Source organism: Brevundimonas diminuta (assembly GCF_039673845.1).
Classification (GTDB): domain Bacteria; phylum Pseudomonadota; class Alphaproteobacteria; order Caulobacterales; family Caulobacteraceae; genus Brevundimonas; species Brevundimonas diminuta_E.
The window spans coordinates 278301-298401 of sequence record NZ_JBDJMK010000002.1; the positions used below are offsets into that span (position 1 = coordinate 278301).

23 protein-coding genes are annotated in these 20101 nt (G+C 67.8%); 4 read left to right on the forward strand and 19 right to left on the reverse strand.

Translation table 11 applies throughout. The features are described from left to right. Positions 1-27: 27 nt before the first annotated feature. Positions 28-1122, forward strand: a complete 1095-nt coding sequence (locus ABE454_RS03270) for an aspartyl/asparaginyl beta-hydroxylase domain-containing protein (protein ID WP_346528986.1) — start codon at positions 28-30, stop codon at positions 1120-1122. Here ABE454_RS03270 and purQ read toward each other — a convergent pair. The 3 genes from purQ to ABE454_RS03285 form a co-directional block, all read right to left on the reverse strand. Further along, positions 1119-1781: a phosphoribosylformylglycinamidine synthase subunit PurQ gene (gene purQ, locus ABE454_RS03275; protein WP_087141086.1), complete on the reverse strand. Its 663-nt coding sequence runs from the start codon at positions 1779-1781 to the stop codon at positions 1119-1121. The genes ABE454_RS03270 and purQ overlap by 4 nt on opposite strands. Before the next feature lie 33 nt (positions 1782-1814). Beyond that, the gene (locus ABE454_RS03280) at positions 1815-3059 is read right to left on the reverse strand and encodes an MFS transporter (protein WP_346528987.1); all 1245 of its coding nucleotides are present in this window, start codon (positions 3057-3059) and stop codon (positions 1815-1817) included. Between the two features lie 108 nt (positions 3060-3167). After that, the gene (locus ABE454_RS03285) at positions 3168-3650 is read right to left on the reverse strand and encodes a YbhB/YbcL family Raf kinase inhibitor-like protein (RefSeq protein WP_346528989.1); all 483 of its coding nucleotides are present in this window, start codon (positions 3648-3650) and stop codon (positions 3168-3170) included. Positions 3651-3776: 126 nt separating this feature from the next. On the opposite strand from ABE454_RS03285, the gene ABE454_RS03290 reads away from it, so the two are divergent. After that, positions 3777-4946: a cyclopropane-fatty-acyl-phospholipid synthase family protein gene (locus ABE454_RS03290; RefSeq protein WP_346528991.1), complete on the forward strand. Its 1170-nt coding sequence runs from the start codon at positions 3777-3779 to the stop codon at positions 4944-4946. Positions 4947-5132: 186 nt separating this feature from the next. Here ABE454_RS03290 and purS read toward each other — a convergent pair whose 3' ends face one another. Then, on the reverse strand, positions 5133-5372 hold the full coding sequence (purS, locus tag ABE454_RS03295; RefSeq protein WP_125901729.1) for a phosphoribosylformylglycinamidine synthase subunit PurS: 240 nt from the start codon (positions 5370-5372) through the stop codon (positions 5133-5135). Further along, the gene (gene purC / locus ABE454_RS03300; RefSeq protein ID WP_003165779.1) at positions 5372-6130 is read right to left on the reverse strand and encodes a phosphoribosylaminoimidazolesuccinocarboxamide synthase; all 759 of its coding nucleotides are present in this window, start codon (positions 6128-6130) and stop codon (positions 5372-5374) included. The genes purS and purC overlap by 1 nt, the downstream gene beginning before the upstream one ends. Before the next feature lie 262 nt (positions 6131-6392). On the opposite strand from purC, the gene ABE454_RS03305 reads away from it, so the two are divergent. After that, entirely contained in the window at positions 6393-6716 is a 324-nt protein-coding gene (locus tag ABE454_RS03305) for a DUF1476 domain-containing protein (RefSeq protein WP_346528995.1), read from the forward strand. Positions 6717-6885: 169 nt separating this feature from the next. Here ABE454_RS03305 and ABE454_RS03310 read toward each other — a convergent pair whose 3' ends face one another. The 9 genes from ABE454_RS03310 to ABE454_RS03350 form a co-directional block, all read right to left on the reverse strand. Further along, the gene (locus ABE454_RS03310) at positions 6886-7509 is read right to left on the reverse strand and encodes a fasciclin domain-containing protein (protein ID WP_346528996.1); all 624 of its coding nucleotides are present in this window, start codon (positions 7507-7509) and stop codon (positions 6886-6888) included. A 131-nt stretch (positions 7510-7640) separates the two neighbouring features. Further along, positions 7641-8480, reverse strand: a complete 840-nt coding sequence (gene purU, locus ABE454_RS03315; protein WP_346528998.1) for a formyltetrahydrofolate deformylase — start codon at positions 8478-8480, stop codon at positions 7641-7643. Positions 8481-8492: 12 nt separating this feature from the next. Continuing rightward, entirely contained in the window at positions 8493-8984 is a 492-nt protein-coding gene (locus ABE454_RS03320) for a DNA-deoxyinosine glycosylase (protein WP_346529000.1), read from the reverse strand. A 4-nt stretch (positions 8985-8988) separates the two neighbouring features. Beyond that, entirely contained in the window at positions 8989-9729 is a 741-nt protein-coding gene (locus tag ABE454_RS03325; protein WP_346529002.1) for a 2OG-Fe(II) oxygenase family protein, read from the reverse strand. After that, positions 9726-11024, reverse strand: coding sequence for an adenylosuccinate lyase (gene purB, locus ABE454_RS03330; RefSeq protein ID WP_346529003.1), 1299 nt, complete (start codon positions 11022-11024; stop codon positions 9726-9728). The genes ABE454_RS03325 and purB overlap by 4 nt, the downstream gene beginning before the upstream one ends. Before the next feature lie 341 nt (positions 11025-11365). Beyond that, a complete protein-coding gene (gene lpxK, locus ABE454_RS03335; RefSeq protein ID WP_346529005.1) occupies positions 11366-12370 on the reverse strand; it encodes a tetraacyldisaccharide 4'-kinase in 1005 nt (334 codons plus the stop codon). Beyond that, entirely contained in the window at positions 12367-13668 is a 1302-nt protein-coding gene (locus ABE454_RS03340) for a 3-deoxy-D-manno-octulosonic acid transferase (protein WP_346529007.1), read from the reverse strand. The genes lpxK and ABE454_RS03340 overlap by 4 nt, the downstream gene beginning before the upstream one ends. Positions 13669-13670: 2 nt before the next feature. After that, the gene (locus tag ABE454_RS03345) at positions 13671-14357 is read right to left on the reverse strand and encodes a lysophospholipid acyltransferase family protein (RefSeq protein ID WP_346529011.1); all 687 of its coding nucleotides are present in this window, start codon (positions 14355-14357) and stop codon (positions 13671-13673) included. Continuing rightward, positions 14354-16270: an ABC transporter ATP-binding protein gene (locus ABE454_RS03350; protein WP_346529013.1), complete on the reverse strand. Its 1917-nt coding sequence runs from the start codon at positions 16268-16270 to the stop codon at positions 14354-14356. Before ABE454_RS03350 ends, ABE454_RS03345 begins: the two co-directional genes overlap by 4 nt. 104 nt (positions 16271-16374) lie before the next feature. On the opposite strand from ABE454_RS03350, the gene ABE454_RS03355 reads away from it, so the two are divergent. Then, a complete protein-coding gene (locus tag ABE454_RS03355) occupies positions 16375-17040 on the forward strand; it encodes a fused DSP-PTPase phosphatase/NAD kinase-like protein (protein WP_346529103.1) in 666 nt (221 codons plus the stop codon). A gap of 6 nt (positions 17041-17046) precedes the next feature. Here the strand turns inward: ABE454_RS03355 and ABE454_RS03360 are convergent, their stop codons facing one another. The 5 genes from ABE454_RS03360 to ABE454_RS03380 form a co-directional block, all read right to left on the reverse strand. Next, positions 17047-17247 (reverse strand): hypothetical protein, encoded by a 201-nt coding sequence (locus tag ABE454_RS03360; protein ID WP_346529015.1) that lies wholly within the window; start codon positions 17245-17247, stop codon positions 17047-17049. Then, a complete protein-coding gene (locus ABE454_RS03365; RefSeq protein WP_346529017.1) occupies positions 17244-17405 on the reverse strand; it encodes a hypothetical protein in 162 nt (53 codons plus the stop codon). The genes ABE454_RS03360 and ABE454_RS03365 overlap by 4 nt, the downstream gene beginning before the upstream one ends. Positions 17406-17502: 97 nt before the next feature. Then, positions 17503-17754, reverse strand: coding sequence for a DUF4170 domain-containing protein (locus ABE454_RS03370; RefSeq protein ID WP_346529019.1), 252 nt, complete (start codon positions 17752-17754; stop codon positions 17503-17505). Between the two features lie 13 nt (positions 17755-17767). Then, positions 17768-18577, reverse strand: a complete 810-nt coding sequence (locus ABE454_RS03375; protein WP_346529022.1) for a 3'(2'),5'-bisphosphate nucleotidase CysQ — start codon at positions 18575-18577, stop codon at positions 17768-17770. After that, the gene (locus ABE454_RS03380; RefSeq protein ID WP_346529024.1) at positions 18574-19920 is read right to left on the reverse strand and encodes a TldD/PmbA family protein; all 1347 of its coding nucleotides are present in this window, start codon (positions 19918-19920) and stop codon (positions 18574-18576) included. Before ABE454_RS03380 ends, ABE454_RS03375 begins: the two co-directional genes overlap by 4 nt. Positions 19921-20101 lie beyond the last annotated feature (181 nt).

A 20101-nucleotide genomic window follows, 5' to 3' on the forward strand; every position in this document is an offset into this window, starting at 1 on the left:
TGCATCAGACGGCGGTTCCATTGATCCATGACCAATGTTCTTCATGGCGATCGGCGCCTTCAGGCTGATGCGCTGGCCCGCCAGGCGTATCAGGCGCGTGAGCGGTCGGATGCGGCGGCCCTGACGGCGGCTGCGGATGCCTTGCTTCAGATCGATCCGCGTGATGTGCGCGGCCTGGTGCTCAAGGGCGACGCCCTGAGCGCGCAGGGCGACGACCGCTCGGCCATGAGCTTCTATGGCGCGGCTCTGGCGCAGGCGCGTGCGATCGCCGCTCCCGGGCCGGAGTTACGCGCCGAGCTTCAACATGCCGCCGCCGCACAGGCGCGGGGCGCTCGCCGTTTCGAGCAGGGGTTGCGCGAGGGACTGGCGCGGCGGGGCTTTGATCCGGCAACCTCCAGCGCGCGATTTGCGGCCTCTCTGGATCTGATGACCGGACGCAGGCAGCTGTATTATCAGCAGCCGAGATTCTACATGTTTCCGGGTTTGCCGCAGATCGAGTTCCAGCCGCGTGAGACCGTCGCCTGGCTGGCTGGCGTTGAAGCGGCGGCGCCCGCCATCCGCGCCGAACTGGACGCCATCCTGGCCGAACCGGCCCTGTTCGCCCCCTATATTGAAGATCGCGCCAACCGGCCCCGCAACGATCAGGCGGGGTTGCTGGGCAATGACGCCTGGAGCGCGGTCTTCCTGTGGAAGGACGGGGTTGAGGTTCCCGAAATCGCCGAACGCTGCCCGCAGACGATGCTGGCGCTGGCGGCGGCGCCCCTGTGCCGTATTCCCGGCCGTTCGCCGTCGATCCTGTTCTCGAAGCTGCAGGCGGGCGCGACGATCCCGCCCCATCACGGCCTGATCAACACGCGGCTGATCTGTCACCTGCCGCTGGTCGTGCCGCCAGACTGCTGGTTCCGCGTGGGCGGCGACGAACGCCAGTGGAAGGCGGGCGAAGCCTGGGCCTTTGACGACACTATCGAGCATGAGGCGGCGAACGATAGCGATCAGGATCGAACCATCCTGATCTTTGATGTTTGGAAACCCGAGATCACCGCCGAGGAACAGGACCTGATCCGCGCCCTGTTCGCCACGATCGACGCCAGCGGCTCAGGCGCGCCCAAACTGGGCGTTTAAGCCGCTGCGTAGATGCTCTGGAACAGGGTGGCGCCGTCGGCGCTGCCCAGTTCGGCTTCGAACGCACGGTCCGGGTGGGGCATCATGCCCAGAACGTTGCCGCGCTCGTTCTGCAGGCCCGCGATGTCGCCGACCGAGCCGTTGGGGTTGTCGACGTAGCGGAAGACCACCTGACCTTCGCCCTCGATACGCTTCAGCGTCTCGGCGTCGGCGAAATAGTTACCGTCGGCATTGCCCTGGGTCATGACGACTTCGCGCTGGCCCTGATAGCCCGAGGTGAAGCGCGTCTGGGCGTTGGCGACCGTGATGCTGATCGGCTTGCAGATGTATTTCAGGCTGCTGTTGCGCATCAGGGCGCCCGGTAGCATCCCGGCTTCGCACAGGACCTGGAAGCCGTTGCAGATGCCGACCACGGTGACGCCGTCGTCGGCGGCCTTCTTGACCGCCTGCATGATCGGGGCCTGCGCGGCCATCGCGCCGCAACGCAGATAGTCGCCATAGGAGAAACCGCCCGGCAGCACGATCAGATCGAGGCCCTTGGGCAGTTCGGTCTCGGCGTGCCAGACCATCTGGACCTGCTCGCCAGTGGAACGTTCGACGGCGACCTTGCAGTCGCGATCGCAGTTGGAACCGGGGAATACAATGACGGCTGCGCTCATGGCCGGGCCTCCTAGCACCCTTCGGCGGGAATGTCAGGCATCGCTTTGCGGCGCCTTGCGTCCGGTCGCCCACGCCACGACCCAGACCGCGAAACCGGCCAGCGACAGCGCCACCCCGACCCAGCCGGTCGAGGTCCAGCCCCAGCCCGCCGCCACGGCCATGCCCGCCAGCAGGGGGCCGATGGCGTTGGCCGTGTTGAAGGCCGAGTGGTTCAGGGCCGCGGCCAGGGTCTGGGCGTCGCCGGCCACGTCCATCAGCCGGGTCTGCAGCACTGAGCCCAGTCCGCCGCCGCCGCCGATCAGCAGCACCACGATCATCACCGCCCACAGATGAGGCGCGGCGAAGGGATAGAGCGCCAGCGCCGCCGCGCTCCATAGCAACAGACCGCCCGCCGCCGCCATGCCGAATCGGTCGGCGGCCCAGGCGCCCAGCAGATTGCCCGCCATCATCCCTACGCCGAACAGGGCGAAGACCCACGGCATGACTTCCGGTCCCACGCCCGTCACAGCCTTCAGCGTCGAGGCCAGATAGGCGTAGACCGCGAACATGCCGCCGAAGCCGACGGCGCCGACGCCCAGCGTCAGCCACACCTGACCGCGCTTCAGGGCGCCCAGTTCACGCCACGGGCTGGCGTCGGGATGGGCCGGATCGCGTGGCGCGAACAGGGCGACCAGCGCCATGGTCAGCACCGCCAGCACGCTGACGACGGCGAAGGTCCAGCGCCAGCCGAAATGGTGGCTGACGGCGTTGGCGACCGGCACCCCGATCACCGTGGCGACCGTCAGGCCCAGCAGAATGGTCGAGACGGCGCGCGTCCTGAGCCGCAGCGGCACCAGCGACGCCGCCACCAACGCCGCCACGCCGAAATAGGCCCCGTGCGGAATGCCGCTGAGGAAACGGAAGACCAGCATCCACTCATAGGTCGGGGCCAGGGCGCTGAGGGCGTTGCCGACGGCGAACAGGGCCATGAAGCCGATCAGCAGCAACCAGCGCGGCAGGCGCGCGCCCAGCACGGCCAGAATCGGCGCCCCGATCACCACGCCGGCGGCATAGGCGCTGATGACATGGCCGGCCTTCGGCTCGCTGACGCCCAGACCGGCCGCGAAGTCGGGCAGGACGCTCATGGCGGCGAACTCGGTCACACCGATGGCGAAACCGCCCATGGCCAGCGCCAGCAGCACCAGCGCCACCTTGCCCGGCTCGGCGACCCGCTCGACGGCAGGGGCGGGCGCGGCGCAGCGCGGATCGTCGATGCAGGGAGCGTCGGCAGGGGGCATGAATTGTCGCGATGCAGCAAGGGGAGGTTGGGCTGCAAAATAGGAACGCCGCCCGCGGCATCAACCGGGGGCGGCGTCGAAGCGGTCATCACGCTTTGTATCGGGCGATCAGCCCCGGTTCTCATAGGTCGCGGTGATCGACGCCTTGGCCAGCGTGTGGAAGTGCAGGTTGAAGCCGAACACGGCGCCTGAGTTGTCCGGCGTCACGTCCAGCTGCTCCACGTCCACGGCGAAGACGGTGAAGATATAGCGGTGCGGACCGTGGCCCGGCGGCGGGGCGGCGCCGCCGAAACCGGCGTCGCCATAGTCGGTGCGGCCCTGAACGGCGCCCCTGGGCAGGCCTGCGCCCCCGACGGCGCCCGCGCCTGCGGCCAGTTCGGCGACATCGGCCGGGATGTTGGCGACGGTCCAGTGCCAGAAACCCGAACCGGTCGGGGCGTCTGGATCATAGCAGGTGACGGCGAAGCTCTTGGTCCCCTCGGGCGCGCCCGACCACGACAGTTGCGGCGAGGTGTTTCCCAGCGCCTTGACCTGGGCGTCAGGCAGGACGCCGCCGTCGGAAAAGTCGGCGGAAGTGACGGTGAAGCTCATGGCGGGGCTCTCTGTTTGGCGAAGGTCGATCGGCTTTAAATGAACGTAAGACACGTCGCAGGTGTTGCGTCGCGACATTCTGTCCTTAGCTTGAGGTCAAGCTGTCTTGATGAGCGGAGGAACGGGATGCTGCAAGCCCTGTTGGACCGAACCTTTCAGACACGGTCGATCCGGGTGCGATTGCCGGACGGTCGTGAACTGAAGGCAGGGCCCGGCGAGCCGGAGTTGACGGCCGTGCTGACGGACATGAAGACCGCCGTCGCCATCGCCGCCAACCCCGATCTGGCGCTGGGCGAAGCCTTCATGGACGGCGCGTTCCGCATCGAGGGCGGCAGCATCTATGACTTCCTGCAACTGACGACCTCGCAGATGGCGCTGCGCCCGCGCGCGCCGAAAATGACCTGGATGCAGCGGCTCAAGCGCGGCGCCGAACAGGCCAACGACCGCCTGAACGCCCGCAGCAACGTCAGCCACCACTATGATCTGACGGTGGATTTCTATCGCCTGTTCCTCGACGACGACCTGCAATATTCCTGCGCCTTCTTCGAGCGACCGGACGCCAGCCTGGAAGAGGCGCAGGTCGCCAAAAAGCGCCGCCTGATCGACAAGCTGCTGCTGAGGCCGGGCCACAACGCGCTGGACATCGGCGCCGGATGGGGCGGTCTGGGCCTGTCGATGGTCGAGCGCGGGGCGCAGGTGACCGGCGTCACCCTGTCCACCGAACAGCACCGCACGGCCAATGAGCGGGCGACGGCGCTGGGCGTCACCGACCGGGTCGATTTCCGGCTTCAGGACTATCGTGATCTGAACCAGACCTTCGACCGCATCATCTCGGTCGGGATGTTCGAGCATGTCGGCGTGCCGAATTATCAGGAGTATTTCGACACGATCGCCCGGCTGCTGGATGACGACGGGGTGGCGGTGATCCACTCCATCGGCCGCAACTCGCCGCCCAACCGCACCCAGCCGTGGGTCCGCAAATACATCTTCCCCGGCGGCTATATCCCGGCCCTGTCCGAGGTGCTGCCCGCCATCGAGCGCGCGGGCCTTTGGGTCACGGACATGGAGGTGCTGCGGCTGCATTACGCCGAGACGCTGCGGCACTGGCGCGAGCGGTTTATGGCCCGGCGCGGCGAGGCGCTGGCCATGTATGACGAACGCTTCTGCCGGATGTGGGAGTTCTATCTCGCCGCCAGCGAGGTCGCTTTCCGCGAACTGGGCCATATGGTGTTCCAGCTGCAACTGACGAAGAAGCAGACGGCCGTGCCGCTGAGCCGGGACTATCTGTGCGGCTGACTTTCCTCCCTATGCAATGGGGAGGTGGCATGGCGCCGTCAGGCGACGTGACGGAGGGGGCGTCTCGACGGCGCGCCTGTGCGTCGCCCCCTCCACCGCTACGCGGTCCCCCTCCCCACAAGGTGGGGAGGAAATGAAAAAGGCCGCTCTTTCGAGCGGCCCTGATCGTCTGAACCATCATCGCCCTCAGGCGATCTCGATCCGGTAGCTTTCGATGACCGTATTGGCCAGCAGGGTCTCGCACATGCGCTTGACCTCGGCCTCCTTGTCGGCGACGGCGTCGTCGAGGTCGAACTCGATCAGCTTGCCGACGCGGGCGCCCGAGACGCCGTTCCAGCCCAGACCCTGCAGGGCGCCTTCGACGGCCTTGCCCTGGACGTCCAGAACGCCGGGCTTGAGGAAGACGTGAACTTTAACCTTGGCCATTAATGCAGCCCTCCCTGAATCACGGTCGGCATGTCCTTCATGATGCCGAGGCGGCGGGCCACCTCGGTGTAGCTTTCGATGACGTCGCCCATGTCGCGGCGGAAGCGGTCCTTGTCCAGCTTCTCGCCCGTGGTCGAATCCCACAGGCGGCACGAGTCGGGGCTGATTTCGTCGGCCAGGATGACGCGGGCGAAGTCGTTCTCCCACACGCGGCCGAATTCGATCTTGAAGTCGACCAGGGTGATGCCGACGGCGCCGAACATGCCGCACAGATAGTCGTTCACCCGCACCGTCATGGCCAGGATGTCGTCCAGTTCCTGCGTCGTGGCCCAGTTGAACGCGGTGATGTGCTCTTCCGTCACCATCGGGTCGTTCAACTCATCCTTCTTGTAGTAGAATTCGATGATCGAACGGGGCAGGGGCGTGCCTTCTTCCTGACCCAGACGCTGGGCCAGCGAGCCGGCGACGACGTTGCGGCAGACGACTTCCAGCGGAATGATCTCGACTTCGCGGATCAGCTGCTCGCGCAGGTTCAGACGCTTGATGAAGTGGTTGGTCACGCCGATCGAGTTCAGGCGCGACATGATGAATTCGCTGATGCGGTTGTTGATGACGCCCTTGCCCTCAAGCGTCGCCTTCTTCTGGGCGTTGAAGGCGGTGGCGTCGTCCTTGAAATACTGGATCAACGTGCCCGGCTCAGGCCCCTCGTAAAGGATCTTGGCCTTGCCCTCATAGAGCTTCTTGCGCTTGGTGTTCATCTTCGGGTCCCGGGCGGGAAGGAAAAGGACGGGCTCAAAACGAAAAACGCGCGGCCCGAAGGTCGGGGCGGCGCGGTCCCTGAATTGATAGCGGCCATATAGGGCCACGCGCCCTTTAACCGAAGGGCGTCTGTGACACAAATATCCTGAACCGCCCCCTGCGTCGGCGCCGACGATCGAAGTCTGGTTGCGTTCGCCCGCGCCGGGGGCCATAGAGCCGTTTGCGGACAGGACTTGGTCCGTGACTGGAGTTACGACGCGCATGACGACCTTCGACGATCGGGAACGGGCCTATGAGGCCAAGTTCGCCCTCGATCAGGAACAGGAATTCAAGGCCATTGCGCGTCGCAACAAGATGCTGGGCCTGTGGGCGGCCGAGAAGATGGGCCTGTCGCCGGAAAGCGCCGAGCAATACGCCGCCGCCGTCGTGCGCGCCGATTTCGAACAGCCGGGCGACGAGGACGTCTTCCGCAAGGTGGCGGGCGACTTCAAGGCCTCGGGCCTGACGGTGTCCGAGGGCGAGCTGCGCTCCAAGATGGACGAGTTCGCCTCCATCGCGCGTGAGCAGATCCGCGCGGGCGAGTGATCACCGCCTGACCGGCGAATCCTATTGCTGAAACGACATAAGGGCCGCGACCTGCGAAGGTTGCGGCCCTTATTCGATCGACGTTCCGCCGGGGGAAACAGAACGGACCGGCCGGGCGTCACACGCCCTGATTGCGCAATGCCCCGGCCGTTGAAAGGTTCCTCAGGGCCTATTTGGGCGCCAGGACCGTGTCGATGACGTGGATCATGCCGTTCGACTGGGCCACATCGGCCTGTTTGATGGTGGCGGTTCCGCCCTTGGCGTCGGTGATGCGCCATTGGCCGCCGCCTGCATCGGCGATGGTCAGCTTCTCGCCCTGAACCGTGGTCAGCGTCGCCTTGCCGCCGTTCGACTGGGCCTGTGCGGCGATGTCGGCGGCCGTCAGGCGGCCGGGCACCACATGATAGGTCAGCACCTTGACCAGATCGGCCTTGCGGGCGGGTTGCATCCAGCCTTCACGCGTGGCCACCGGAATCTTGTCGAAAGCCGCATTGTCAGGGGCGAAGACGGTGAAGGGGCCGGGTCCCTGCAGCCGCGTCGTCAGATCGGCGGCCTGAATGGCGCTGACCAGGGTGGTCAGGTTCGACGCCTTGGAGGCATTGGCCACGATATTGTCGGACGGGTTCATGGCGACGCCGCCTACGGTCGGCTCGGTCGTGGCGGGCGCGACGGAAGGGGCGGGCGTTTCGATGGGCGCCGGTTCCTTCTTCGGCTCATTCTGTCCGCAGGCGGCCAGGGCCATGACGGCCGCGGCGGAAGCGGCCGGTAATGCAAAGACGCGGGTGATCTTCATGGCTGTCTCTCCTTCGACGGCGCGCGTGGGGCGAGCCTTCCAACCGGAGAATTACGACTCAGGGCCGCAAAGGATGCGAACGGCCGCTGATTTTTCCGCCCGCACCCTTTCGATTCCAGAACCAGCCGGGATCAGTCCGCGAAGACGATGGTCTTGCCGTCGTGCATCAGGATGCGGTCGTTCAGGTGGTGTGACACGGCCCGCGCCAGCACGCGACGCTCGATGTCGCGGCCCTTGCGGATCAGGTTTTCGGGGGCGTCGCGGTGGCTGATGCGCTCGACGTCCTGCTCGATGATGGGGCCTTCATCCAGATCGGCGGTGACATAGTGGGCCGTGGCGCCGATCACCTTCACCCCGCGCGCATGGGCCTGATGATAGGGCTTGGCGCCCTTGAAGCCCGGCAGGAAGGAGTGGTGAATGTTGATGCAGCGCCCCGCCAGCTGCGCCGACAGGTCGTCGGACAGGATCTGCATATAGCGCGCCAGCACCACCAACTCCGTGCCCGTCTCTTCGATCAGGGCCAGCAGTTTGGCTTCCTGCGCGGGCTTGTCGCCGTTCATGGGCAGGTGGTGGAAGGGCAGGTCGCCCAGATCGACGTGGCCGATCATGTCGCGCGGGTGGTTGGAGACGATGGCCGTCACCTGCATGGGCAGTTCGTCGATGCGCCAGCGATACAGCAGGTCCGCCAGACAGTGATCGAACCGCGAGGTCAGGATCATCACCTTGCGCGGTTCCGGCCCGCGCAGCGTCCACTCCATCTCGAACTGCGCGCCGAGGGCGGCGAAGGCGTCGCGGATGGCCTGTTCGGAATCGCGTTCGGACGGCTCGAACACCACGCGCATGAAGAACTGGCCGCTCTGGGCGTCGCCGAACTGCTGGGCGTCGGAGATGTTGGCGTCCCGTTGCAGCAGGAAGGCGGAGACGGCCGCCACAATGCCGTGGCGGTCGGGGCAGGACAGGGTCAGGATCATCAGGTCGTCGGCTTAGTCAGGGAGGAAGTCGCCCAGTATGGCCCAGCTTTGCGCCTTTGCCGACAAGGATATTGCGTGCGCCGGGCTGGAAGACGGCAAATCGACCAGAGAAAGCCCCTCTCGCCCGCCCAGAATGCGCCGCCCCAGCCGTGCCGCCAGCCCGCCGTTGAAGGCGACGGCGCGCAGGTCGGGGAGGCTGTCGGCCAGACGGACCAGATCGGCCGCTTCGGGCGAGCGTATGGCGGCGTCCAGACTGCCCGACCGTTCCGCCGAGGCGATGACGTCCCACAGGCCCACGCCGCGCGCCCGCAGCCGCGCCAGCCGGGCGTCATAGTCCAGCGCCGGCAGATCCTCGCCCAGAACGCCGCCGACCAGAGGCCAGAACCCGTTGCGCGGATGGGCGTAATACTGGGCCGCCTTCAGCGAGGCGTCGCCGGGCAGGCTGCCCAGGATCAGCAGCCGGGTGCGCGCGTCGACAACAGGATCGAAGCCGACGCTGCGCATGGGGTCAGCCTCGCCTGTGCGGCGGGTCGTCGCGCAGCCAGCCGGTGACCGTCAGACGTGGTTTGGCTGCGTAGTTGGCGACCTGGGACACGGAATGCAGTTGCGGCGTCCGGAACAGCGTCCAGGCGTTGAAACGCGGTTTGAAGCCGCGCAAAACGTCGCCGCCTTCATCATGAAACAGAAGCTGGCCGCCCCAGTCGGCGCGCCACTCTCGTGTCAGGCCAAGAGTATAGGCGGCGCGTCGCTCTCCATCCCCGGTGTCGTCGTGCAGGGTCAGGAAATTACCTGGCTGGAAACAGGTCGCCTGGGCGTCGATCTTCGTCAGTCCGCTTTCGCCGGTCACGGTTCGGGCGAAGGCGATAAACGCCGGACTGTTGAAAAATTCGACCAGAAGGTGGGTCGGATGGCCGGCGTCTTCGCCATCCAGCATGGCGCTGATGATCGGATAGGCCTGATAGACGAAGGCGAAACCGGCGGCGGCTTCAGCCGCTGCGGCGCCGACCCGTCTTTGCATCTCGGCGGCGCCCAGAGCGCGGGCCTCGTCCGCCTTCAGTATCTGGCCCTTGCCCTGCTGCGATAAAGCCAGCCGCCAGGGCGTGGCCCGTTCCAGGGTTGTCGCCAGCCATTCGGCGCTTTCCTCGGTCAGGAAGTCGCTGATCTGCACCATGCCGTCGCGGGCGTAGACCTCCGCGTAGTCGGCGGCGACCAGCGCGGGGTTGAGCGCCAGGCCGCCTGCCGGAATCATGCCCCGAACACCCGGTCGAAGATCACGTCGACGTTCTTGGTGTGGTAGCCGAGGTCGAACAGGGCTTCGAGCTGGTCGTGGGGCAGGGTGACGCGGGCGTCGGCCTTCAGGAAGTTGATGAAGGCGCCTTCGCCGCGCCAGACCTTCATGGCGTTCTCCTGAACCGCCGCATAGGCGTCTTCACGCGAGACGCCCGCCTGGGTCAGGGCCAGCATGACCCGTTGCGAGAAGACCAGGCCGCCCAGACGGTCGAGGTTCTTCTGCATGTTTTCAGGATAGACGTTCAGGCGCTCGATCACGTTCGCCAGACGGTGCAGGGCGAAATCCAGATGGATGGTGGCGTCCGGGCCGATGCCGCGCTCGACCGAGGAATGGCTGATGTCCCGCTCGTGCCACAGGGCGACGTTCTCCATCGCCGGGGTCACGGCCGAGCGGACCAGACGGGCGAGGCCCGTCAGGTTCTCGGTCAGGATCGGGTTGCGCTTGTGCGGCATGGCCGACGAGCCCTTCTGGCCCTTGTCGAAGAACTCCTCGGCTTCGAGGACCTCGGTGCGCTGAAGGTGGCGGATCTCGACGGCTAGGCGCTCGACCGAGGAGGCGACGACGCCGAGGGCGGCGAAATAGGCGGCGTGACGGTCACGCGGGATGACCTGGGTCGAGACGGGCTCGACGGCGAGGCCCATCTGGTCGGCGACGTATTGCTCGACCGCCGGATCGACGTTGGCGAAGGTGCCGACGGCGCCCGAGATGGCGCAGGTGGCGATCTCTTCACGGGCGACAGTCAGGCGGCGCTTGGCGCGCTGGAACTCGGCGTGATAGCCGGCCAGCTTCAGGCCGAAGGTGACGGGCTCGGCGTGGATGCCATGCGAGCGGCCGACGGTCGGGGTGTATTTGTGCTCCTTGGCGCGGGTCTCCAGCGCGGCCAGAACCCGGTCGACGCCGCCCAGCAGCAGGTCGGTCGAGCGCGCCAACTGCACCGCGAAACAGGTGTCCAGAACGTCCGAAGAGGTCATGCCCTGGTGCAGGAAGCGGGCTTCCTCGCCGACGATTTCAGCGACGTGGGTCAGGAAGGCGATGACGTCGTGCTTGGTGGTGCGCTCGATCTCGTCGATGCGGTCGGCGTCGAAGGTCGCATCCTTGCCGTTGGCCCAGATGGCCTCGGCCGATTCCTTCGGAATCACGCCCAGCTCGGCCATCTTGGTGGCGGCGTGGGCCTCGATCTCGAACCAGATCTTGTACTTGGTCTCTTGCGACCAGATGGCGACGGCGTCGGGGCGGGAATAGCGCGTGATCATGGTTGGGTCGTGTCGGTCCAGAGGGGCGGGGAGTCAAGACGGCGGGCGGCGATGTCGGTGTTTAAGCCCTTCTCCCCTTGTGGGAGAAGGTGGGCGCCGGAGGCGCTCGGATGAGGGGGGGCGACGCGGTGGTGCGAAAAAGAGGCGCGGGCGGCTGAGGCGAGAAATTCGGCTGTGGCGCTGACACCCCCTCATCCGTCTGGCTCCGCCAGCCACCTTCTCCCACAAGGGGAGAAGGAGAAAAAAGAGAGTCCAATTCGTCTGAAACGTCTGAAATCCCCTGTGGCGGACAGGGCAGTCTGGCACAGGCGCAGGGGCAGGCTGGCCGATTGTCGGAAAAATCAGAGCGCGCGCATCAGGAAGGCGGTGAAGCCCGCCTCGTCCTCGAACCGGGCGGCGACAGGCCAGGCGGCGATGGCGGCGCGCTGTTCGGGCGTCAGGCGCACCCAGTCCTTTTCGGTGGTGACGAGGCCCGCCTCATAGACGGCGGCGCGGTCCTTCAGGAAGGCGTAGTCGCGGTCGGACAGGGCGGCGTGGTCGGGGAAGGGGACGAAATCCTTCAGGTCGCAGCCGGCGGCGATCAGGGATCGCTCGACCTTCCACGGCTTGGCGATGCCGGCGAAGCCGACCTGAGGGCCGGGCGGGGGCGGGGCGGCGGGTTCCAGCCGGGCGATGAAGACGGGCAGGTCGCCGAAGACCTCCAACAGCTCGGGATCGGCGGCGTCCATGTCGGTCGGCAGCATGACGATCACGCCGTCGGCGCGCGCCAGCCCGGCCTTCAGCGGCTCGCGCATCGGGCCGGAGGGGAAGACCGAGCCGTCGCCGAAGGGCCATTCGTCGCCGCGCGTCTCGCCATCGACCACGATCAGGCTGAGGGTCTTTTTCAGCGCCGGGTTCTGATGGCCGTCGTCCAGAACGAGGGCGGCGGCGCCGTCAGCCGCGGCGGCGCGGGCGCCCGCCACGCGGTCCCGCGCGATCCATGCGGGGGCGTTTTGCGCCAGCATCAGGGGTTCGTCGCCGACGTCGGCGGCTGTGTGTTGGGTCAGGTCGACGCGGACAGGGCCTTCCAGCCTGCCGCCATAGCCGCGCGACAGGGCGGCGGCCTCGACGCCTTGAGCGCGCAGCAGGCGCAGCGTTTCGCGCGCGACCGGAGTCTTGCCCGAGCCGCCAACCGTCAGATTGCCGATGGAGATGACCGCCGCGCCCGGATCGACCGGCGTGGCGCGGGCGATCTTGCGCGCCGTGACGCTCGCCCACAGCCATGAGGCGGGCTTGAGCATCATTCGCGTCATCGGGGCGTGGCGGCGGTCGCGACTATACCACCAGCGGGGGGTGTTCAGTTTCATGGGCGCCTGCGTGAAGGAGCGGCGGGCAGGTGGGTCTGAAGCGCCAGCCACAGGCGGTCCAGCCCGGCGGCGGCGGCCTCGGCGGAGCGGCGGGCGCGCTCGCCCATGTCGCGGGCGGCCTCGGGGTCGGCCAGCATGGGACCGACGACCGAGGGCAGTTCGGCGGGCGACAGGACGGAGACGAGGCCGCCCGCCTGTTTCAGCATCCGGGTCACGGCCTGCCAGTTGCTGGCGTCGGGGCCGGTGACGATAGGCTTGGCGAGGCGGGCAGGCTCCAGCGGATTGTGGCCGCCGACCGAACCGCCGCCCAGCGCCGGGGCGAAGGAGCCGCCCATGACCACCACATCGGCCAGCCGAAGGAACAGGCCCAGTTCGCCCAGCGTATCGGCCAGATAGATGTCGGTCTGGTCGCAGATCGGCTGGCCCTGACTGCGCCGTGCGAAGCCGTAGCCGTCGCGGGTCAGGGCGTCGGCGATGGCGTCGCCGCGTTCCGGGTGGCGCGGCGCGACGATCAGGAACAGGCGGTCGGCCAGATGGTCCAGCGCGCCGACGATGGCCATTTCCTCATGCTCATGGGTGCTGGCGGCGACGACGACGGGGCGGTCGTCGATCAGGGCCGACAGGCGGGCGAACTCGCCCTTGTCATAGGGCAGGGGCTCGCCGGACAGCTTCAGGTTCACCTGACCGTCGACGCGGGCGCCCAGCGCCGTCAGGCGGTCGGCGCTGTCCTGATCCTGGGGCCAGACGTGCTGGAAACCGTTCATCAGGGCGCGGGCCATGCCGGGGGCCTTCTTCCAGCCCTGCGCCGTCTTGTCGGTGATGCGGGCGCTGACCAAGGCGAGAGGCACGCCGCGTTTGCGGGCTGTGGTCAGAAGGTTGGGCCACAGCTCGCTCTCGACGAAGACGCCGACGTTGGGTCGCCAGTGGTCGAGGAAGGCCGCGACCGCCGAGGGGGCGTCCACCGGGGCGAACTGATGGATGACGCCGCGCGGCAGGCGCGTCGCCAGCACCTGAGCCGAGGTCAGCGTGCCGGTGGTGACCAGCACGGTCACGTCGGGGCGGTCCTTACGGATGCGCTCGGCCAGCGGAAGGATGGACAGGGCCTCGCCGACGCTGACGCCGTGGATCCAGACCAGAGGCCCGTCGGGGCGCGCCATGCCGGGCAGGCCCAGCCGTTCGTCGACGCGGGCGGGGTCTTCCTTGCCCTTCTTGACGCGGGCGTCCAGCAGGCGCGGGGCCAGCGGCTCCAGCAGCCGGGTCAACAGCTGATAGACGATCAGGGCGGGGCTGAAGGACACGCTCAGACGCGCTCCAGCCCGGTGAGGGCGTCGGCGCGGGCCTCGACGGCGGTCAGGCGTTCGCCCCATTCGGCGGCGACCTCGGCCAGATCGCCGCCTTCAGGCCAGTCGACCCGGTCCCAGACGACGGCGCCCTTGCCGAAGGGCAGGGGCAGCAGGGCGCGGTCCCAGCTTTTCAGCCGGATCGCCGGATTGCACGACATGCCGATCAGCAGCACGGGCGCGCCCGAAATCTTGGCCATCAGGGGCAGGCCCTCGGCCATCTGGCGGGCGGGGCCGCGCGGGCCGTCGGGAGTCAGGGCCAGGGCGCCGACCTTCAACTGTTTCAGCCCGTCGCGCAGGGCCTGGGTGCCGCCCTTGGCCTTTTCCGCCTTGTCCTTGTTGGTCGAGGAGCCGCGCACGGCTGGGAAGCCCTGACGCGAAACGGCCTTGGCGATGAACTCGCCATCGGCGGACAGGGAGATCAGCACCTTGGCGGGCTGGGCGCGGTCGCGCGGCCAGCAGGACGGCGCCAGAGCAATGCGCGAGTGCCAGAAGGCGCACAGCACCCCGCCGCCGTCGCGCCAGATCTCTTCGGGTAGGTGCTGGTTCTCATGGGTCCAGCGGGTGGTGGCGATGCAGAAGCGCATCCACTGGGCCAGGGTCCAGGCCAGGGCGTTCTGGATGGCGGGGTTGCGCAGGGGCCTCATGCGCCCGTCTCGTCAGGCAGTTCGGCCAGAGGGGGCAGGCTGTTGAAACCGGGCAGGGCGGCCGCCCGATCACTGGCCCGATCACTGGCCTGCTCGCCGTCCAGCGACTGTTGGCGGGCCAGACGGGCGTAGAGGCCGCCGCGCGCGACAAGGGCGTCGTGGGTTCCTTCCTCGACCACGCGGCCGCCGTCGATGACATAGATGCGGTCGGCGTTCTTCACCGTCGACAGGCGGTGGGCGATCATCAGGGTGGCGCGGCCGTCCATAAGCCGCTCCAGCGCCGCCTGCACGACGGCCTCGCTCTCGGTGTCCAGCGCGCTGGTGGCTTCGTCCAGCAGCAGGATGGGGGCGTCCTTCAGGAAGGCGCGGGCGATGGCGATGCGCTGGCGCTGGCCGCCGGACAGCCGCAGCCCGGCTTCGCCGACGCGGGTGGCGTAGCCTTCGGGCAGGGCGGCGATGAAGTCGTGGGCGGCGGCGGCGCGGGCAGCGGCCACGATGTCCTCGGCCGAGGCGCCGGGGCGGCCATAGGCGATGTTGGCGGCGATGGTGTCGTCGAACAGGAAGGGCTCCTGCGTCACCAGTCCGATATGGTCGCGCAAGGACGGCAGGCTCAGCTCGCGGATGTCGCGGCCGTTCAGCGTCACACGCCCCGCCGTCACATCATAGAAACGCGGCAGCAGGCTGAGGATGGTCGACTTGCCGCCGCCCGACGGGCCGACAAGGGCGATGGTCTCGCCCGGCCCGACGTGCAGGCTGACGTCCGACAGGGTCGGGGCGGCGCCGTCCTCGCCCGCATGATAGGCGAAGCTGACGTGATCCAGCGCAATGGTGACGGGGCCGGGGGCGACGACGGCGGCGTCGTTGGCCTCGCGGATCTCCGGCTCGATATCCAGGGCGGCGAACAGGCGACGCGCGGCGGCGAAGCCTTCGCTGAGCACCGTGGTCAGGTTCGTCACCTGACGCAGGGCCTGACCGGCCAGCAGCAACATGCCGATGAAGGAGGCGAAGGCGCCGACCGTCATCCGCCCCTGACTGGCGTTCCAGCCCGCATAGGCCATGACGGCGGCGACGATGGCGTAGGCGACGATGTCGCTGGCCGGACCGGCGAAGGCGCGGCTGTCGGCGCCCTTGATGATGTGACGCTGGCGGCGGTCGATGACGGTGGAGACGCGGGCTTCCTCGGCCGTTTCGCGGTTCTCGATCTTGATGACGCGGACGCCGTCGAGGTTTTCCATCAGGGCGCTGGACAGGGCTTCGGTCTCGACCATGGCGCCGTGGGCGGCCTTGCGCGACTTCTTGCCGAAGCGGCCGATGATCCAGCTGACCAGCGGCACGCCCAGCAGAACGATCAGCGTCAGCGGCAGGTCGATGAAGCCCATGGCTACGACGACGCCCAGCAGCATCAGGGCGTTCTGGGTGTAGTTGACCACGCCCGAGGTGAAGGCCTCGCGCACCAGATTGGCGTCGAACAGGACGGAAGAGATAAACGTCCCCGAATGCTGGCTGCGCAGGCGCGACAGGTCGGCCCGGATCATGCCCGAGAACAGCTGTTTCTGGATGTCGCCGACAATGCCGTGACCCAGCCGGTTCACCAGCGCCGCCTGACCCGCCATGGCCAGCGACCGGATCACCGCCACGACGATGATGAACAGGGGAATGGCGATCAGCACCTTGTCCGCCGGAAGGGTGACGGTGTTCCAGATCGTCACCGGCCCGTCGTGCCGGCCGAACAGCAGGTCGATGGCCGGTTCCAGGAACTTCAGCAGCAGGGCCGTCAGACCGCCTGATACGCCCGCCAGCAGCATGGAGCTGAAGAAGGCCGGCTTGTGCCGTGACAGATATTCCCGCCAGATGCGGGCGAGCAGGGGCCGCAGCGGCTCGCGGGCGTCGTCATGGGGTGCGGGAACAGTCATCGGCCTTCGGTCGAACGGCTTGGGCGTCAAGTCAAGCGGCCCCACGCAACCGGGACGGCGCCGGACGGGTGACGCCGGAGGCAAACGGCGCTATCCCCGCCGTCATGGGGCGCTACGATCTGACTACGCCATTCGGCCGTTTCAAGGCGCACTGGTCCTATTTCTGGGCGGATCACGCCTTCCTGCGCACGGCGTTCACCAACGCCCACTGGCTGGACCCGGACCTGGTGCGGACCAATCAGCCGTCGCCGCGCCAGCTGGCCTGGTGGAAGCGGCAGGGGATCAAAACCATCGTCAACCTGCGCGGCGAGAGGGACGAGGCCTATTACTGGCTGGAGAAGGACGCCTGCGCGCGGCTGGGCCTGACGCTGATCGACGCGCCGCTGGATTCACGCGATGCACCCGGCAAGGACCGGGTGCGCCGGGCCAGGGAACTGTTCCAGACGATGGAGTATCCCGCCCTGATCCACTGCAAGTCGGGGGCGGACCGGGCGGGGATGATGGCGGTCTTCTATCGCCACTTTCATCTGGGCGAACCGATTTCGGCGGCCATGTCGGAGCTAAGCAAGCGCACCCTGCACAGCCGCGAGGGCATGACCGGCGTGCTGGACTATACGCTGGAAAAATACGTCGATGAGATCGAGCCGACGGGCGTCAGCTTCGAGGACTGGGTCGAGAGCGACGCCTATGACCCCAAGGCGATCCGCGAAGAGTTCAAGTCGGGCTGGTGGGGCAGGCTGATCGTCGACCGGCTGCTGAAACGCGAATAGGACGGTTCAGCCCCAGGGGCCGGTTCCGGGTGAAGGGGGCGTGGCGGCGGCGGCTTCGCGCGCGGCCTGTTCCTGTTGCAGGCGTTTCAGGTCGCGGGCGTGGCGGCGCTGGCGCGACAGGACGGCCAGCCACAGCCCCAGCATGGCGATCAGCGAGATCAGGCTGAACAGCTGCTGGGCGTCGATCGTCTGGCCGAACAGGGTCAAGGTCCGGGTTTCCTGTCGGATGAGGCCATCGGGTCGTTCCACGCCGTGTCCCGGTCATGGGGGCGGCGGTCGATATGCGTCGGCCCCTTGCGCACGACCCAGACGATGGCGGCGATGGCGACGACCACCAGAAGCAGGACGATGAGCGATGGCAGCATGGCTGATCCTGTTCATGACAAAGGCGACTGATACGAAAGCGCATCAGCCGCCCCTGCGGTTCCGGAACGGCGGCGTGACCCTGCCGTGATCGGACGATCAGACGTCGGTGCGCGGGTCGATCAGCTTGTGCGCATGCAGGATGAAATAGCGCATGTGGGCGTTGTCGACGGTCGCCTGGGCGCGGGCCTTCCACGCCTTCTTGGCTTCGTCATAGCTGCCGAAGGCGCCGACGAACTCGACCTGCGACAGGTCGCGGAAGACGGGCTCGGCCGGGTGGCGCATTTCGCCGCCGATGACGAGGTGAAGCAGTTGGGGGTCGTGAGAGTCGGCCATGGAGAGGGGGTCCATTGCGGGAGGAATGTCAGATGGCCAGCGGGATAGGCGCTGTGCGCCTCACGATCAACGGGTGAAGGGCCGGTGCGGCGCATATCAGGCTGGTTTGACGCGGATCGGGGCGATTAAAGCGCCACGGACGGCCCATATGGTCGCTGACCTTCGCCCCTGCCTCCTCGGCGATCAGGCATCCGGCGCAGACGTCCCAGTCCCATTTGGGGCTGATGGCGATGGCCGCATCGAAGGCCCCGGCCGCCACCAGCGCCATGCGATAGGCCAGGGCGTTGCGCTTTGAGAAACGCATCGGCGGCCACGGCTCGTCCCATTCGCGCGCCTCCATCAGCCGGGCGTCGGCCAGAAGCTCGGCGTCCTCCAGATCGTCGGTGTCGGAGGCGCTGATGGGGCGGCCCTGAAGGCGGGCGCCGCCGCCCAACGTGGCCTCGAACACCTCGTCCATCATCGGGGCGTGGATGACGGCGGCGACGGGGCGACCGTCCTCGACCACGGCGATGGGCACGCACCACCACGGCTTGTTCTTCATGAAGGCGACGGTGCCGTCGATCGGGTCGACGACGAAGATGCGCTTCTTCGACAGGCGGTCGGTGCTGTCGGCCGTTTCCTCGGACAGCCAGCCGTAGTCGGGGCGGGCGGTCAGCAGAGCGTCGCGCAGCAGTTCGTCCACCGCCAGATCGGCGCTGGTGACGGGCGAGCCGCCATCCTTGGACCAGACCTTCAGCCCGGCCTCGCGGTGTTCGAGCGCCAGCCGACCGGCGGCCAGGGCCGCGTCGCGGATCAGGGCGAGGTCGGCGGCCCAGAGCGCTGAAGAAGCATCGCTCATTTGCCTGCGATCGCCACCTTGTCGAACAGCAGGGAGGGGCTGTTGAACGAGCCCCGGAACTCCAGATCCCCGGCGCGCTGCAGGCGGGCGTAGAGCTCGATCAGATTGCCCGCGACGGTGACTTCGCTGACCGGATAGGCGCGCTGACCGTTCTCGAACCAGAAGCCGGACACGCCCGCCGACCAGTCGCCGGTGTTGCCGTTCAGCGAGGGGCCGAACATGGAGGTGATCAAAAGGCCCGTCCCGGCCTGCGCCATCAGGGCGTCCAGATCGCCTTCGCCCGGCGTCAGGTGCAGGTTGTGGGTCGAGACGCCTGACGGTCCGGCCAGCCCGCGCGAGGCGTGGCCGGTGGTCTGAAGACCCAACTGGGCCGCCGAGGCCGTGTTCAGCAGCCAGGTGGTCAGGACGCCGTTGCTGACGATCTCGCGCCGTTCGACGGCTACGCCTTCATCGTCGAAGGGGGTGGAGCCGAGGCCGCGCGGGCGGAACGGGTCGTCGACCAGATCAACGCCGGTCGGCAGGATGCTCTGGTTCAGCTTGTCCTTCAGGAAGGAGCTGCCGCGCGCGATCGACGGGCCGGAAATGGCGCCCAGCAGCGGCGACAGCACCTGCGTCGCCACGCGGTTCTCGAAGATGACGGGGGCGGTGGTCGAGGCGATCTTGCGCGGGCCGACGCGGGCGACGGCGCGCTCGCCCGCCTTCAGGCCGATGGAGGCGGCGTCGGGCAGGTCGGACAGGTGGCGGACGGCGCGGCTTTCGCCGCCGCGCTCCATGGCGCCGTCCTTCTCGGCGATGACGCCGACGCCTAGCGAGAAGGCGCTGCCGCGATGGCGGCCGTCGAAGCCGTGCGAGGTGACGAGGCGCCATTCGCTGGCCGACCATGAGGCGTGGCCGCCCTCGGATTTGGAAACGCCCGATACAGCCAGGGCGGCGGCTTCCGCCTCGGCGGCGGCGGCCTCCAGCGCCTCGGCCGAGCGTTCGGAGGGATCATAGAGGTCGAGGTCCGCGTGCGGCGCGGCGGCCAGACGGTCCTGCGGCGCGAGGGCGGCGTAGGGGTCTTCGGGCGCCAGCTTCGCCATCGCCACGGCGCGCTCGACCAGACGGGCGCGGGTCGCGTCAGACAGGTCGGAGGCGGACACCGTCGCCTGACGCCGCCCGATGAAGACGCGCAGGCCCAGATCGCGGGCCTCTTCACGCTCGACGTCTTCCAGCGCGCCGTTGCGCACGCCGACGGACAGGGAGGCGCGATGGGCGGACACGGCCTCGGCCGCATCAGCGCCGGCCTTCAGCGCGGCGGAGATCAGATCGTTCAGGATGTCGGGGGATGGCGTCTTATCGGACATGCCCCGATATGGCGGACGGAAGGGCTGGCTGCAACCGTTGTCGCCCTCTCCTGATGGGAGAGGGCTTGAGCCTCCAAGAGCGTAGCGATTGGCTAAGGCGAAAGGGTGAGGGTTCGCGAGTGAAGTCGGCCGTAAGGCCGTGGCGCGACGGCTTACGCCGACTGACGGGACAAGCCCCTCA

Coding starts and splice junctions, on each gene's coding strand:
- ABE454_RS03270 (WP_346528986.1), top strand. CDS start 28: ATGACCAATGTTCTTCATGGCGATCGGCGCCTTCAGGCTGATGCGCTG.
- purQ (WP_087141086.1), bottom strand. CDS start 1,781: ATGAGCGCAGCCGTCATTGTATTCCCCGGTTCCAACTGCGATCGCGAC.
- ABE454_RS03280 (WP_346528987.1), bottom strand. CDS start 3,059: ATGCCCCCTGCCGACGCTCCCTGCATCGACGATCCGCGCTGCGCCGCG.
- ABE454_RS03285 (WP_346528989.1), bottom strand. CDS start 3,650: ATGAGCTTCACCGTCACTTCCGCCGACTTTTCCGACGGCGGCGTCCTG.
- ABE454_RS03290 (WP_346528991.1), top strand. CDS start 3,777: ATGCTGCAAGCCCTGTTGGACCGAACCTTTCAGACACGGTCGATCCGG.
- purS (WP_125901729.1), bottom strand. CDS start 5,372: ATGGCCAAGGTTAAAGTTCACGTCTTCCTCAAGCCCGGCGTTCTGGAC.
- purC (WP_003165779.1), bottom strand. CDS start 6,130: ATGAACACCAAGCGCAAGAAGCTCTATGAGGGCAAGGCCAAGATCCTT.
- ABE454_RS03305 (WP_346528995.1), top strand. CDS start 6,393: ATGACGACCTTCGACGATCGGGAACGGGCCTATGAGGCCAAGTTCGCC.
- ABE454_RS03310 (WP_346528996.1), bottom strand. CDS start 7,509: ATGAAGATCACCCGCGTCTTTGCATTACCGGCCGCTTCCGCCGCGGCC.
- purU (WP_346528998.1), bottom strand. CDS start 8,480: ATGATCCTGACCCTGTCCTGCCCCGACCGCCACGGCATTGTGGCGGCC.
- ABE454_RS03320 (WP_346529000.1), bottom strand. CDS start 8,984: ATGCGCAGCGTCGGCTTCGATCCTGTTGTCGACGCGCGCACCCGGCTG.
- ABE454_RS03325 (WP_346529002.1), bottom strand. CDS start 9,729: ATGATTCCGGCAGGCGGCCTGGCGCTCAACCCCGCGCTGGTCGCCGCC.
- purB (WP_346529003.1), bottom strand. CDS start 11,024: ATGATCACGCGCTATTCCCGCCCCGACGCCGTCGCCATCTGGTCGCAA.
- lpxK (WP_346529005.1), bottom strand. CDS start 12,370: ATGAAACTGAACACCCCCCGCTGGTGGTATAGTCGCGACCGCCGCCAC.
- ABE454_RS03345 (WP_346529011.1), bottom strand. CDS start 14,357: ATGAGGCCCCTGCGCAACCCCGCCATCCAGAACGCCCTGGCCTGGACC.
- ABE454_RS03350 (WP_346529013.1), bottom strand. CDS start 16,270: ATGACTGTTCCCGCACCCCATGACGACGCCCGCGAGCCGCTGCGGCCC.
- ABE454_RS03355 (WP_346529103.1), top strand. CDS start 16,375: ATGGGGCGCTACGATCTGACTACGCCATTCGGCCGTTTCAAGGCGCAC.
- ABE454_RS03365 (WP_346529017.1), bottom strand. CDS start 17,405: ATGCTGCCATCGCTCATCGTCCTGCTTCTGGTGGTCGTCGCCATCGCC.
- ABE454_RS03370 (WP_346529019.1), bottom strand. CDS start 17,754: ATGGACCCCCTCTCCATGGCCGACTCTCACGACCCCCAACTGCTTCAC.
- ABE454_RS03375 (WP_346529022.1), bottom strand. CDS start 18,577: ATGAGCGATGCTTCTTCAGCGCTCTGGGCCGCCGACCTCGCCCTGATC.
- ABE454_RS03380 (WP_346529024.1), bottom strand. CDS start 19,920: ATGTCCGATAAGACGCCATCCCCCGACATCCTGAACGATCTGATCTCC.